This is a genomic window from Natrinema sp. HArc-T2, assembly GCF_041821085.1.
Taxonomy (GTDB): Archaea; Halobacteriota; Halobacteria; order Halobacteriales; family Natrialbaceae; genus Natrinema.
Genome location: NZ_JBGUAZ010000004.1, coordinates 203255 through 217520 on the forward strand (window position 1 = coordinate 203255; position 14266 = coordinate 217520).

The following is a 14266-nucleotide window of genomic DNA, read 5'->3' on the forward strand; positions in this document are numbered from 1 at the left end:
TTGACCGTCGACCGTTTTCTCGCGGATATGGACGTTATTCACACGGCGCTGTGGGTCTCGGATATCGACCGAACACGCGAGTTCTACGTCGACGCGCTCGGCCTGACCGAAAACTGGTCGTTCACCGGCGACGACGATGTCGAAAACGTCTATATCGGCGGCGACAACGCGGAGTTTCAGTTCAAGTACGACCCAGAGGGTGGACCCGACATCGATTCAGGAACGATGGCACACGTCGCCGTCAGCGTCGACAGCACCGACGAGACCGTCGAACGACTGGTCGAGCGCGTCGATCCCCCAATCCAGCGGGCACCGACGACGATGGACGACCTTGGCCTCCGCGTCGCGTTCGTCGAAGATCCCGACGGCTACGTCGTCGAACTCGTCGAAGCCCTCGAGTAAGAGCATCGACGGTCAGTCGGCGGTCAGCGACGCTCGAGGACGACTACTTGGACGTATCGACCGCAGCAGGGGTCGCGATCGGCGGCGGCGTCCGGAGGACGTAGACGAGGAACACGGTGGCGATCGTCACGACGGCGGCCAGGAACAGCCAGCCGGTTCGATACCCAACTGTGTCGGCGAGCGAGCCGAACGCGGGCGGCGCGACGAGTGCACCGCTCGTGAGTGCGAGCTGGCCGCCCGCGGTCGCACCGCCCATCTCGTCGGCCCGCACGAGCGTCGCCATGAGGGAGTAATAGACGCCGGTGTACCCGAGGACGAAAAAGCCGAGAGCCGAAAACGCGATCGCGACACTGCGTTCGGTCGTCGTCGCTGCGACCACGACGAACATGACGGCGCTGCCGAGTGACTGGATAATGAGTACCAGCCCGATCTTGACACGGGGCTCACCCGGCAGCGCGTCGCTCAGCCAGCCGGTCAGTACGCGACCGACGCTGCCGAACACCTGAACGAGCGCGAGGACGACCCCGCCAAAGGCGACGGACGCACCGATCGATTCCTCGACGTACAGGACCGTATAGCCGGTGGTCGTAAACAGGGCCGCGCCGAGAAAGAGACCGGCGACCGTCAGCACGACGTACGACCGGTTCGCAAGCAGCGCTCGAAAGTCGGGATAGCCGTCCGCACTGCCATCGCTCTCGCTCGCGTAGCTGTGATAGAAACCGACAGCGACGACCGAGCCGACACCAGCGGCGACGAGAAACCCGGCCTGCCAGAACAGGACGCCAGCGAGACCGGTGATCAAGAGCGCGCTGATGCCGCTGCCGCCGGTGACGCCGACCTGCTTGATTCCCATCGCGAGGTTCTGGCGGGCCGGGTCAACGTTGTCGAAGACCGCCTTGTTGGTCCCGGGCATCGCGGTCCCGTACATCGACCCCAGGACGAACACTGTCGCGAGCAACAGCGCGTACGTCGGCGCGCCCGCAACCAGTGCGACTCCTGCAGCGAGCCCGAGGAGGCCAAGCGTCAGCGTCAGCCGCTCGCCGAATCGGTCCGTCAGCGCGCCGAGTGGCAACAGAAAGACGGCATAGCCCAGCGTGAGCATCGTGACCACGAGCCCGACCGCAAATCGAGAGAGGCCGAACTCGTCGCGGAAAAACGGCGTCGCGGCGAAGATCGTGTAATAGCAGATGCTCGCGGCGATCTGCCACGCCGTGACGAGTGCCACCGTCCGCCAGTCCGACCGATTCATCGACCGGTGGTCCTTGGCAAACGGATTTCAAAAACGTACTGTTCTCGAGGGCCCGTCGGCGACAGCGCTCGAGCGCCGATCGAGCCGAATCGCTCACTCGAAGTCCGCGAGCGTCGGTCGCTCGAGATCGCCCGGGAACGCGTCGACGGGCACCTGAATCTGGTCGCCAGAGGCCATGTCTTTGATCGTCACCTCGTCGTTTTCGAGGTCCTGTTCGCCGGCGATGACGACCGTTTCAGCGTTGATCGAGTCGGCGTAGTTCAGTTGCGCGCCGAAGGAGCGACCGGCGACGTCGGTCTCGACGACGTGGCCACGGTTGCGAAGTTCGCGGACGATCCGGGCCGCTTCCGATCGTGTGTCGCCGATCTGGAGGACGTAGTAGTCGGTCGTCACTTCCTCCTCGGGCCAGACGCCGGCCCGCTGGAGCAACAGCGACAGCGTCGCGTGGCCGGGGGCGACGCCGACCGCAGGCGTCGGCTGTCCGCCGAAACTCTCGATCAAGTCGTCGTAGCGACCGCCACCGAAGATCGACCGGGAGACCTCGCCTGCGGAGTCGAAACACTCGAAGACGACGCCCGTGTAGTAGTCCAGCCCGCGGGCCGTCTCGAGCGAGATCGTACAGTACTCGCGTGCACCGAAGTCCTCGGCGGCGGCGAGCACGTTCTGGAGGTTCTCGACGGCCGCCGTCACGCGCTCGGTGTCGGCGAAGGCCTCGACCGCCTCGAGGTCGCCCTCGGCGATGAGGTCGGCGAACTCGGCGGCCTGGTCGGCTGAGAGGCCGGCGTCGATCAGCAGGTCGTGGTACTCGACTTGCGAGAGCTTGTCGGATTTGTCGACTGCGCGGATCGCCGCCTCGGTGTCGACATCGGCGTCGTAGCTCTCGAGGACGCCGCCGAGGATGTCGCGGTGGGAGATGCGGAACTCGAAGTGCTCGCCGGTGAGGCCGAGACCGGTCATCGTGTCGGCAGCCCACGCGAGGATTTCGGCGTCGGCTTCGGGTTCCGACGAGCCGAAGATGTCGACGTTGGTCTGGTAGAACTCGCGCTGGCGACCCTGCTGGACCTGTTCGTAGCGCCAGAACGGTCGCGTCGAGAACCACTTGATCGGCTTCGACAGCTCCTGTTGTTTCGCGACGACCATCCGGGCGACCGTCGGCGTCAACTCGGGTGTCATCGCGACGTGACGACCGCCCTGATCCTCGAAGGAGTAGAGTTCGTCGACGATGTCGTCGCCGCTTTTGTCCGTCCACATCTCAGCGCGTTCTAACGCCGGGGTCGCGATCTCACGGAAGCCGTACGTGCGGGCAGTGTCCTCCAAGACATCGATGGTCGCCCGCCTGGCGGCCATCTCGCCGGGATAGAAGTCACGAAAGCCCTTGATCCGGTCGTACATGACCATCGTTTGGGCGACAGCGAACTTCTATTCTTTCGTTCGGCGGCGACGGCCAGAGCAGTGATCACCGAACGTTCGTCACGAACGTCTGCTGGTGATCGGGGAAGTACTCCGCGATCGCACCCTCTCCCTCTTCGTCGACGATGAGTGCCCGCAGTTCGGCCTCGTAGTCGGCTCTGTCGATCTCCTCGCTCGGTCCGGCAATCACGTCCAGTCGTGCCTCGACCAGCCGGTCGACGGCCGACCGGCCAAATCCCGACAACGGCGCGATGTAATCGATGTCGTGGCGATCCTCGAGACTCTGGGCCTGGGCTCGTGAGATCGTCGGGACGCGGTCGTCACGGCGGGTGCCGTCGGCGATCGCATCGAACTCACGGGCTGCAAGTTGCTCTAAAGCGTGTGTATGGACCAGTTGAATGCCGTTACGGGGAAAGCCGTCCTCGCGGATCAGATCGACGGCCTCGCGGGCGACGTCGGGATCGCACTCGAGGCGGTCGAACGCGAAGCCGACCGTCTCGGCCGTCTCGCGGGCGTGTTGCCAATCGTCGCTGATCCCGAAGTGGGCCGTCACCAGTGTGACGTCGTAGAACTCCTCGAGCAAGAGCGCCGCGAGCGTCGAGTCCTTGCCGCCGCTGTAGAGCAGTCCGAGCTCCATCACCGGCGCTGGATGTCGAAGCTCTTGGAGTCGGGTTGCAGCTCCTTGAGGAGCTGTTTCATCTTGTCGTCGTCGATTTTGCCCTGAATACGGCCGCTGCGGGCGAGGCTGACGACCTGTCGTTCGACCTGCTCGCCGAACTGGGGTTTACTCATCTTGACCGTGTTGAGCCGCTTGCGGGCCTCGTCGGTCAGGTGCTGGCGCAGAACCGCCTTCTTCTGGGCTTCAGCCTGCTGTTTGGCCGCCTCCTGACTGCCCTCGCCCTGGGACTCGGCACGGTCCTGAAGCTGCTCCATTTTCTTCTGTCGGAGTTCCTCGAGTTTTTCGTCGTCGGGTGAGCCACTCATAGCTGTGTTACGGTTGGCCCGCAGACGGGAAAATGATTACGGACGAGTGGGATAGCGGCGGTGCTGCTCGATGCAATCGACACGAAAACGAGTTCCCGAATTACGCGTAGCGCTCGAGTTCCGGACGGTCGAGGTCTTCGAGGACTGCGCCGGCGGTGTCGTCGAGCAGGCTCTGTCCGTCGGCGGTGACGCGGCGACCCTCACCCTCGGCGGTCTCGACGAGGTCTTCCTCTTCGAGTTGCTGGAGGATGGTCCGAATGAGGTTCTTCGAGCCGTCGGCACGTTTGTCGGGGGCGACCTGATAGCGGTTGGAGCCGCCTTTCGCGCCGCCGTACTCCGTCGAGAGTCGCTCGACGCCGATGGGGCCGCGGTCGGCGACCTTGCGCAGGAGGCTTGCGGCGCGGGTTGCCCAGAAGTCCTCCTGTTCCGGTGGGAGTTCATTGTCGACGCCGGTCTTGGCGAACTTGGCCCAGTCCGGTTCCTCGAGTCGATCCGCGAGATCGTCGGCGAGCGCCTCGATGAGGTCGTCCGCCGGAACGTCGTACATCGTAGCCATTGGCGTGTGGTTCCCGTCGGCGGCATTTAAGCGCATCGTATCTCGGCAGCGCCGCGCCGGCCCGGACCGTTTTTCGCGCTCGAGTCGAAACGGGTGGTATGGACGAACGAGCCGCCCTGGCACTGCTCGATGGGGAACTCGAGGCCGCCGGGGACGACGCCGCCGTCGTCGACGGGCTGGTCGTCACGACGGACATGCTCCACGAGCGGACGGATTTTCCGGACGGAACGACACGCTACACGGCCGGCTGGCGCGCCGTCGGCGCGTCCCTGTCGGATATCGCCGCGATGGGTGCCAAGCCGACTGCTGCGGTCGCTGCCTACGCCGCCCCCGAATTCGACCGCGACGAACTGCTGGCGTTCGTTCGTGGCGCGAGCGACGTCTGTGAACTGGTCGGAACCGAGTACGTCGGCGGCGATTTAGACGGCCACGACGAGTTCACCGTGGCGACGACCGTGATCGGTCGGACCGACGACCCCGTTCGCAGACGCGGTGCACAGCCCGGCGATGTCGTCTGTGTCACCGGCACGCTCGGTCGGAGCGCAGCCGCCCTCGAGCACTTCGAGCGGGCAAATACCTCTGACGACGATGCCCACCTCGAGCGGGCGAACGACCTGTTTCGGTTTCCGCCACGGATCGCAGCCGGGCGGGCGCTTGCCCCCCATGCGACCGCGATGATGGACTCGAGCGACGGCCTCGCTCGCTCGCTCCACCAGCTCGCCGAGGCCAGCGACTGTGGGTTCGTGATCGAAGCCGATCGAATCCCGATCGACGACGCTGTCTACGAGGTCACCGACGGCAACGACGAGGCGCTCGAGCTCGCGACGACCTTCGGCGAGGACTTCGAACTCGTTGCGACGCTTCCCGAGGATGCACTATCTGCGGTCCGAGCAGCGACCGACGTCTCACTGTCGGTGATCGGCTCGGTCTGCGAGGCCGACGACGGCCTTACCATCGACGGCGAAGCGCTCGCGGATCGCGGCTACACGCACGGCTAGACCGGCGAGCCGTCAGCCGATTATCATGACTGGAACCGGCATGAAACAGAGCAATCCGAGGCCGAACGTGACGGCCCCGAGGACGAACCGACTCCGCCCGAGTCGCTCGTCTTGGACTGGTGTGGCCGGCCCTTTCGAGGCGAGAAACGCCGTCAACAGCCCCCAGAGAATCCAGACGAACACCGTGTTCACGCTGTAGCCGTCGATGTAAAAGAGGTACGCAGCGAGTGCGAACAACACGCCAGGCACCAGCGCCGCGATCGTCTCCTGGAACTCGCCAGCCATCGCCCGGAGGATGTGACCGCCGTCGAGTTGGCCCACCGGGATCAGGTTGAGGAAGGTAACGAACATCCCGACCCACGCGCCGATGACGACCGGGTTCACCCCGGTCGCCGGATCGTTCCGGTACAGCGGCTGGTCGAACCCTGCGGCGAGCAACTCGAGTAAGGGTGGATAGCCGAGTTCGATCCGGATTGCATTGGGATCCTGTACGACCGCTTCGGGGACGGTCACGGGCGGCAGATGCAGACCGATCACTGTCACGACGACCGTCGCGATGAGTCCGGCCAGCGGCCCGGCGACGCCGATGTCGAACAGCGCCTTCCGGTCAGGCATCCGGCCTTTCAGCGTGATGACTGCCCCCATCGTCCCGATGAGCGTCGGCACCGGGATGAAGTAGGGCAGCGAGGCGTCGACCTGATGATAGCGGCTCATGACGTAGTGACCCATCTCGTGGATGCCGAGTACGCCCAGAATAGCCGCGGTAAACGGCCACGCCTGCCAGATCACGGTCGGGTCGGCGAACGGATCGAGCTGGTACCAGAACGAGCCCGCAAACAGCGTCGAACACACCGTCAACAGGAGCAACACGATGTTCGTCCACGGAATCCCGTCGACGCCGATGGTTGTCGGCTCGGCGACGAGCGCGTACTCGCCGTGGCGGCGCTCGAGTGTGGCGTCGTAGCCGCGCTCGCGAAACGCCGGCCAGAGCTCTCGTATCACCCGTTCGGGATGAGCCAGTGGATCACCGTAGTAGACGACCTGTCCGTCCTCGCGGCGGACCTCGTAGACCGCAAACACCGACTCGATCCGGTCGATCGGCGGCCCGTCCTCGGGCGAGCGAGTGCCCCGCCCTGCCGTGTCAAATCCGGGCCGGTCGACGTCGTCCATCACACGTGGTTCATCCTCGTCGGGTATAAATCGACTGCCGTCGGCAGGGGTATCCGTTTCTGTGAGTGGTGGTCTGACGTGCGATCAGGTAGCAATGGATGAGATCCCGAGTGGGCACAGCCCACCTCACTGCGAGCCCGGTCGCGATACGCACGGGTTGCATCGCTCAGCCCGAGGAAAATGGAGAACGAGCGGGGACGGTCAGTCGAACGATCCGATCTTGCAGTCAAACGCGTGTTAGGCGAGTGCGACGCGCCACGTCGTCGCGCTCGTGTACGACCACTTTTCGATCTCGAGGTCGGAGACGGAGCCGGAGAGCTTGGCCATCAGCGCGCCGATCTCTTTGGGCGACAGTCCGACATCATCTGCGATGAACTTGCCTTTGAAGTACAGCTCGCCATCGTCTTCGGCACGTTCGCGCAGATAGCGTTTCAGGCGGCTTTCCTTGCTTTCCGTGGAGGGGTGGGCAGTTGTGCTCATCGACGTTCACTACTTGTGGCCGATAACTGTTATAAAGGAAGGATGATTCGCGACGTTTCGATTGTGTTCAGTTATCCGGGGGGTAAGCGATTCTTCAGCCCTCGATACGGAACTATTAATAAACGGACGAGATCGCTCGAGACGTTTTAAAGCCGCTGCTAATATATTATCTCGGTTGTGATCGTCATGAGTTAGATAATATTCCATTTCGATACCGTTTCGATATTTCAGCCATCTCGGCAAACGAACGTAACGGTCAGGATCGTTCGTGGACCCAGAACTCGTCCTCGACGGTGACCTCCTTTTTGAACAGCGGTACTTCGTCTTTCAGACGGTTGATTCCGTCTTCGACGGTCCGAAACGCCTCCTCGCGGTGGCCGGCCAGCACGACCACGAAGACGATGCCCTCACCGTCCTTGACGACTCCTGTTCGGTGGTAGAGTTCGACATCGAAGACACCGTCTCGCGCCTCGAGGTTGGTTTCGAGGGCCGCCAGCCGCTCGTCGGCGACGCCGTCGTACTTCTCGAACTCGAGATACTGTGTGCGCGCGTCGTCGGCGCTGTCTTTCGCGCGGACCCGACCGGTGAACGTCGCGATCGCACCAGCTCGGTCGGCTCGCGGCGATCGTTTGAGACGCGTCACCAGCGACTCGAGGGTCTCGTGAGGGTCGGCGGACTCGAGGGCGGTCACGAGGTCCTCGAGCGAGAGGTCGCTAGGGCCATCGACGGTCGCGATGCGCTGGTCGTCGTCTTCGCCGTCAGTGGCGGCCGGTCCGACGACGACGGCGGGATGCTGCAGCGTCGGCACACCGACGACGACGGCGTAGTCACAGTCAGTCGCGAGGCTATCGAGTGCGTCGCCGACGGACATCCCCGTTCCCGAGGCGGTCCAGTCACCGTCGACGCCGAGATCGTAGGTCACGTCGCCGCCAACCGTGGTGATGTCCTCGCCGAACGTGAGCGATTCGCGTGCATCGGTTCCGTCGGCGATCGTCGCATCGTATCTGACGACGCCGACTCGCCCGCGTTCGGAGAGTCGATCGACGATCCGATCGACGACCGCCTCGAGCGTGTCGCCGTTGGCCCCCTCGTCCCGAACACCGAGTACGTGCATGTCTGAGGTATGGTCGGCTCGGTCTTTGTAGCTGTCGCCGACTGAACGAGCTCTAGTAACAACTGAAACGATTTACACACTGCCCGCAGCGGGGCGGCCAGTACTGGCTAGATTCCGCCGGTACTGGACGCCGAGTCGCGGGCAGGTGTGCAATGACGTTCAGTGGCTACTATCAGAACCAGAGCCGAGTGAGTGAACTTTACACGTGCTGCCCGAAGACTCGCCTATGCCCCTGCAACTCGGCTTCACGGGCGACGTCATGCTCGGGCGAGTCGTCGACGACCGCCAGCGCCGCCGCTCCGTCGATGCGGTGTGGGGATCCGTCCTCGAGCGCCTGCGCGGCCTCGACGGGCTGGTGATCAACCTCGAGTGTTGTCTCTCGACGCGAGGCCAGCAGTGGCAACGCACCTATCGACCGTTCCATTTCCGGGCCGACCCCGACTGGGCGATTCCCGCACTCGAGCGCGCCGGGGTCGACGTCTGTACGCTGGCGAACAACCACATCCTCGACTACGAGGAAGTGGCGCTGCGGGATACCCTCACGGAACTTGATGGGGCCGGCATCGCGCGTGCCGGTGCCGGGGAGACCATCGACGAGGCGCTCGGGCCAGCGGTTCGGACGATCGGACCCTCGAACGGTGACAGCGACGACTCGATCGCGAACAACGCACTCGAGGTCGCAGTGATCGCGCTGACTGATAACACGCCGGAGTACGCTGCCGACGAGGACACCCCCGGGACGGCCTGGATCGAGATTGACGCCAGCGATGCAGAGACGCGACGGCGCGTTCGGGAAGCGCTCGAGCGCGCACGCGAGACGAATCCAGACCTGCTGGTCGCCTCGCTGCACTGGGGACCGAACATGGTCACGGAGCCACCCAAGTCGTTCCAAGAGTTCGGCCACTGGCTGATCGAAGAAGGCGTCGACGTCGTGCACGGCCACAGCGCCCACGTCTTTCAGGCGATCGAGGTCCACGAGGGCCGTCCGATCATCTACGACGCCGGGGATTTCGTCGATGACTACCGGGTCGATCCCGAGTTACGAAACGACCGGAGTTTCCTGTTCGTCCTCTCGGTGACGCCCGACGGCGACCCGCTCGAGTTCCGATTGCACCCGACGGAGGTCGAGGACTGTGCGGTCGGCGAGGCGAGTCCGGAGGCAGCCGAGTGGGCTCGCAAGCGGATGCGAAATCTCTCGTCCTCGTTCGGGACCGAATTCGATCGGGACGGCGACGCGCTCGTCCTGTCGCTCGAAAACTGACAGGTAACCGTACAGTCCGCGAACCACGATCTCGATTCGACGCTCGAGCGGTGTGTCACCGTATCGTCCGGGCAGTTGGCAACCCTTAAGATAGCAACTCCGCTACACCGCGATAGTATGAAAGTGGTCGTCTCTATCGGTGGCAGCGTCCTCGTGCCCGAACCCGGCGCTGATCGGGTGGCCGAGCACGCAGCCGTCATCGAAGACCTCATCGACGAGGGCTGTCGGATTGGTGCCGTCGTCGGAGGTGGCGGTGTCGCCCGGGAATACATCTCGGCTGCACGGAATCTCGACGCAAACGAAATCGAACTCGATCAATTGGGGATCGACGTCACGCGGCTCAACGCGCGGCTGCTCATCGCTGCACTGAGCGAGGAGTCCGTGACCGCGCCCGCGCTCGATTACGAGGAGGCCAGCGAGGCGCTCCGCCGGGACGATATCTGCATCATGGGCGGCGTCGCACCGGCACAGACCACCGACGCCGTCGGGGCCGCGCTGGCAGAATACATCGATGCCGACCTGCTCGTCTACGCGACGAGCGTTCCCGGCGTCTACAGCGCCGACCCGAACGAGGACGCGGACGCAACCAAGTACGACGAACTCTCCGCGACGGACCTGGTCGACGTCATCGCCGGCCTCGAGATGAACGCCGGAGCCTCCGCACCCGTCGACCTGCTGGCAGCGAAGATCATCGAGCGCTCGGGGATGCGGACGATCGTCCTCGACGGCACCGACCCCGACCGAATCGCCCGTGCGGTCCGACACGGCGAACACGGCGGCACCGACATCGTCCCCGAGGGCGTCGGTGCGGAACCGACCTACTGGGCGAGCGACGAGCAATGAGTACCGACGGCGACACGGACGAAACTGCGAGCGACACGCCGGAATCGGAGGCGATCAGCCCCTACACCCTCCAGCGTAAGGAGGCAAGCGAGACGCGTCATGCGTTCTGGGCCGATACGGTCGCTGACCGTGTCGAGGCTCGAGATCCGGAGGAACCGATCGTCATCAAAGGCGGCATCTCGCCGTCTGGCGTCCCCCACCTCGGAAACGTCAACGAGATTATGCGCGGCTACTACGTCGCCGAAGTCCTGCGCGACCGCGGCTACGAGGTTCGGCAGGTCTTCACCGCCGACGACCGTGACCCGCTCCGGGGGCTACCCCGGACCCTCTGTGACTTAGAGGGGAACCTCGTCGATCTCGGCGAGGTTGATGCCGGTGCACTCGGCCGGAACCTCGGAGCACCCTACACCGACATTCCGGACCCCTTCGGCTGCTGTGACTCCTACGGCGACCACTTCGCGACGATCATTCAGGACAGCGCCGACGCCGTTGACGTGCCGATCGAGCTGGTCTCGAACACCGAACTGTATGAGTCCGGCGACTTAGAGGACATCACCCGCTTCGTCCTCGAGCACCAAGATCGAGCCCGCGAAGTCCTCTCGCAGTATCAGGACAAGGTCGACGAGGACTACGTTCCCTTCAACCCGATCTGCGAGGAGTGTGGCAAGATAACGGAGACGGTCACGAGCGTCGACGCCGACGCCGGAACCGTCGACTACCGCTGTACCGACATGGACGCCGGCGATCAGACGATCGACGGCTGTGGCCACGAGGGGACGGCCACGTTGCGCGAGGGCAAACTCCCGTGGCGCTTCGAATGGCCCGCCCAGTGGCAACTGCTCGGCGTCGACTTCGAGCCCTTCGGGAAGGACCACGCCGAAGGCTCCTGGCCCAGCGGACAGGACGTTGCCCGCAACGTCCTCGAGATCGAGCCGCCGGTGCCGATGGTCTACGAGTGGTTCACCCTCGAGGGCGAGCCCTTCTCCTCGTCGGCTGGCAACGTCATCCTCGTCTCGGACGTGCTCGAACTTCTAGAGCCCGAAGTGCTGCGTTATTTCTTCGCGAAAGACCCCTCGAAAGCCCGGGACTTCAGCATTGAACGCTTAGATCAGCTCGTCGACGAGTTCGACCGGCTCGAGGCGATTTACTTCGGCGAGATCGACGCCGACGAGGACGAGCAGGCCTTCGCAGAGCGTGTCTATCCCTTCGTGGTCGAGGAGCCACGCAAAGCGCGAATCCGGCTGCCCTACACCTTCGCTGCGGTGCTCGGAATGACCGACGATCCCGACCTGCGCGAGGAGATCGCCCGCCGCGAGGGCCACATTCCCGACGACGCACCCGAGTGGGCCGTCGACAAGGCGCTCGAGCGCGTCGAGCAGGCCCGCAACTGGGCGCGACGGACCGGCAACGAGTTCGATTACGAACTCAAGCGCAGCGAGATTCCGGCCCACGACTTCGATGCGGACACCGAAGCCGCGCTCGCAGAACTGGCCGACTTCATCGAGGAAGGCCACGAGCCCGACGAGATTCAGGGCGAGATCTACGAAGCCGCGAAGCGAAACGACGTCGACGTCGGCGACTTCTTCGGGGCTGGCTACCGGCTGTTCTTCGACGAAGATCAGGGCCCGAAACTCGGTCCCTTCCTCGCGAAAGTCGACCAGGAGTTCGTCATCGACCGGCTCCGGCGTGAACGCTGAGCCGGTCCCGACGACGGTCCGTTCGAGACTGACGGACAGCAATCAGCGACAGCCCGATCCGCTCGCAGGGTCCGGACGCAACGGGCAGTCGTCTGCGCTCGAGACGTAATTCGAGGTAGCTACCAGTCTCGTTTCCGATCGATGGGATAGACAAAAGCCATTTGAGACTGCCGGCCCGAACCACTACTAATGGATCACGGTTCCCTCGCTGTCGTCTCACCCCCCGAGATCTACGGGTCGGAGGTTCTGACGTGGGTTCTTGTCGGCCTCCTCCTCTACTGGGTCGCTGTCCTCGGCCTGCGAAACAGCGGCTATCTGCCCGACTACATCGGCACACAGGGGCCGATTCTCACGTTCCACACAAAGCGTGGTCGCGCCCTGCTCGACCGGCTCGCACAGCCCAAGCGGTTCTGGCGCGCGTGGTCGAACCTCGGCGTCGGCATCGCGATCGTCGTGATGGTGAGCATGTTCGTGTTCCTCATTCGCGCGGCGATGGTCACGCTCTCGTCGCCACAGGTGTCGTCCTCGGCGGTTCGACAGCCACGCAACGTCCTCGTCATCCCCGGCGTCAACGACTTCCTGCCGCTTGCGGCCACACCGGGCATCGTCTTCGGCCTGCTCGTCGGGCTCGTCGTCCACGAGGGCGGCCACGGCCTGCTCTGTCGCGTCGAGGACATCGACATCGACTCGATGGGAGTCGCGATGCTCGCCGTCCTCCCCGTCGGTGCGTTCGTCGAACCCGACCAGGAGAGCAGCAAAGCAGCCTCCCGTGGCGGCCAGACGCGGATGTTCGCCGCCGGTGTCACGAACAACTTCGCAGTGACGATCCTCGCCTTTGCTCTCCTCTTTGGCCCCGTCGCCGGCTCGATCGCCGTCGCACCGGGTGCTTCCGTCGGTGGTGTCGCGGACAGTTCCCCCGCCGCCGACGCGGGAATCGAACCCAACGACCGCATCACGTCGATCAACGGCACTGCGGTCGATGGCAACGACGACCTCGCGAACCGACTCGAGGCAACCGACGGTGATCAGGTGACTGTCGAACTCAACGGCGAGGAGACGGTGCCGGTCGATCGCGCGCTGCTCGTGACCGCAGCGACCGACGACACTCCGACAGAGCTGTCTGCTGGCGACAAGATCCGCGCGGTCGACGGGCAGTCGGTGGCAACTGAACGCGGCTTCACCGACGCCGTCGGCGACAACGAGCGCGTCAATCTGACGATCGAACCCGAAAACGATGGGGACCGGGTCGAGCGCGAGGTGACGATCGGCGCTGCGGTCTCGATCGTCGAAGACGAGCCACTCGAGTCCCAGACCGGACCGACCGACGAGACGTTCGTCATCACCGGCTTCGACGGCGAGCGCGTGTACAACTACGGCGATCTCGCCGGGCTGCTCGAGGACACCGAGCCCGGCCAGGAAGTCACCGTCGAGGGCTATTTCGGCGATGTGCGTGAGACCTACACCGTCACCCTCGACGAGCATCCGCGCGCCGACAGTGGCTTCCTCGGCATTCAGCCCCAGCCAGGAACGTCCGGCGTCTCGATGAGCGACATCGGCGTCCAGCTCTATCCCGCAGGCGAGTATCTCGGCCTGCTCGGTGGCAACGGCGAGACGCAGTTCGGACCGATCGCCGACACCTTCCTCGGCAAGATCGGCGTGGCGCTTCTGTTGCCGGTTATCGGCGTCAGCGGCGTGCTTCCCTTCAATTTCGCCGGCTTCACCGGCGGGATTCAGAACTTCTACGAGGTCCAGGGCGCACTCGGCGCGTTCGGCGACGGGGGGGTCTTCCTGCTGGCGAACCTGTTGTTCTGGACCGGCTGGATCAACGTCCAACTCGGCTTTTTCAACTGCATCCCGGCGTTCCCGCTCGACGGGGGACACATCCTCCGGACGAGCACCGAAGCGATCGTCTCGCGGCTTCCCATCAACGCCACCCGCGGCATGGTCCGCGTGGTGACGACCACGATCGGCGTGACGATGCTCGTCAGCTTCCTCATGTTGCTGTTCGGTCCCCAACTAATCGCGGGCTGACACCGGGGAGGGGCCGTTCGATCGACGAGCCAGATACCGCACAGTGGACGCGACCAGTCACATGCAGGGGT

Annotated in this window: 14 protein-coding genes; 6 read left to right on the top strand and 8 right to left on the bottom strand. The window is 64.4% G+C overall.

Going from position 1 to position 14266, the window contains the following annotated elements; translation table 11 throughout:
* Window positions 1–27 precede the first annotated feature (27 nt).
* Window positions 28–402, top strand: a complete 375-nt coding sequence (locus ACERI1_RS11760; RefSeq protein WP_373618354.1) for a VOC family protein — start codon at window positions 28–30, stop codon at window positions 400–402.
* A 43-nt stretch (window positions 403–445) separates the two neighbouring features.
* Here the strand turns inward: ACERI1_RS11760 and ACERI1_RS11765 are convergent, their stop codons facing one another.
* From ACERI1_RS11765 to ACERI1_RS11785, 5 genes are all read right to left on the bottom strand, one after another.
* Entirely contained in the window at window positions 446–1651 is a 1206-nt protein-coding gene (locus ACERI1_RS11765) for an MFS transporter (RefSeq protein ID WP_373618355.1), read from the bottom strand.
* 93 nt (window positions 1652–1744) lie between these two features.
* Window positions 1745–3043 carry a histidine--tRNA ligase gene (gene hisS / locus ACERI1_RS11770; protein ID WP_373618552.1) on the bottom strand — a complete coding sequence of 433 codons (1299 nt, stop codon included), beginning with the start codon at window positions 3041–3043 and terminating at the stop codon, window positions 1745–1747.
* Between the two features lie 64 nt (window positions 3044–3107).
* On the bottom strand, window positions 3108–3698 hold the full coding sequence (locus tag ACERI1_RS11775; RefSeq protein ID WP_373618356.1) for an asparagine synthase-related protein: 591 nt from the start codon (window positions 3696–3698) through the stop codon (window positions 3108–3110).
* A complete protein-coding gene (locus tag ACERI1_RS11780; RefSeq protein WP_373618357.1) occupies window positions 3698–4045 on the bottom strand; it encodes a DNA-binding protein in 348 nt (115 codons plus the stop codon). The genes ACERI1_RS11775 and ACERI1_RS11780 overlap by 1 nt, the downstream gene beginning before the upstream one ends.
* A gap of 100 nt (window positions 4046–4145) precedes the next feature.
* Window positions 4146–4601, bottom strand: a complete 456-nt coding sequence (locus ACERI1_RS11785) for a 30S ribosomal protein S19e (protein ID WP_373618359.1) — start codon at window positions 4599–4601, stop codon at window positions 4146–4148.
* A gap of 98 nt (window positions 4602–4699) precedes the next feature.
* On the opposite strand from ACERI1_RS11785, the gene thiL reads away from it, so the two are divergent.
* A complete protein-coding gene (gene thiL, locus ACERI1_RS11790) occupies window positions 4700–5599 on the top strand; it encodes a thiamine-phosphate kinase (protein WP_373618360.1) in 900 nt (299 codons plus the stop codon).
* A 12-nt stretch (window positions 5600–5611) separates the two neighbouring features.
* On the opposite strand, the gene ACERI1_RS11795 is transcribed toward thiL, so the two are convergent.
* The 3 genes from ACERI1_RS11795 to ACERI1_RS11805 all read right to left on the bottom strand — a co-directional run bounded on the left by ACERI1_RS11795 (window position 5612) and on the right by ACERI1_RS11805 (window position 8363).
* The gene (locus ACERI1_RS11795) at window positions 5612–6769 is read right to left on the bottom strand and encodes a site-2 protease family protein (protein ID WP_373618361.1); all 1158 of its coding nucleotides are present in this window, start codon (window positions 6767–6769) and stop codon (window positions 5612–5614) included.
* A gap of 237 nt (window positions 6770–7006) precedes the next feature.
* Complete coding sequence (locus ACERI1_RS11800; RefSeq protein ID WP_373618362.1) at window positions 7007–7249, bottom strand: hypothetical protein; 243 nt, start codon at window positions 7247–7249, stop codon at window positions 7007–7009.
* Window positions 7250–7505: 256 nt separating this feature from the next.
* Entirely contained in the window at window positions 7506–8363 is an 858-nt protein-coding gene (locus ACERI1_RS11805; protein WP_373618363.1) for a molybdopterin synthase, read from the bottom strand.
* A gap of 226 nt (window positions 8364–8589) precedes the next feature.
* On the opposite strand from ACERI1_RS11805, the gene ACERI1_RS11810 reads away from it, so the two are divergent.
* The 4 genes from ACERI1_RS11810 (at window position 8590) to ACERI1_RS11825 (ending at window position 14195) form a co-directional block, all read left to right on the top strand.
* Complete coding sequence (locus tag ACERI1_RS11810) at window positions 8590–9624, top strand: CapA family protein (RefSeq protein WP_373618364.1); 1035 nt, start codon at window positions 8590–8592, stop codon at window positions 9622–9624.
* Window positions 9625–9741: 117 nt separating this feature from the next.
* On the top strand, window positions 9742–10467 hold the full coding sequence (gene pyrH / locus ACERI1_RS11815) for a UMP kinase (RefSeq protein ID WP_373618365.1): 726 nt from the start codon (window positions 9742–9744) through the stop codon (window positions 10465–10467).
* Complete coding sequence (lysS, locus tag ACERI1_RS11820; protein ID WP_373618366.1) at window positions 10464–12164, top strand: lysine--tRNA ligase; 1701 nt, start codon at window positions 10464–10466, stop codon at window positions 12162–12164. Before pyrH ends, lysS begins: the two co-directional genes overlap by 4 nt.
* Window positions 12165–12353: 189 nt before the next feature.
* On the top strand, window positions 12354–14195 hold the full coding sequence (locus ACERI1_RS11825; protein ID WP_373618367.1) for a site-2 protease family protein: 1842 nt from the start codon (window positions 12354–12356) through the stop codon (window positions 14193–14195).
* The last annotated feature ends 71 nt before the right edge of the window (window positions 14196–14266 follow it).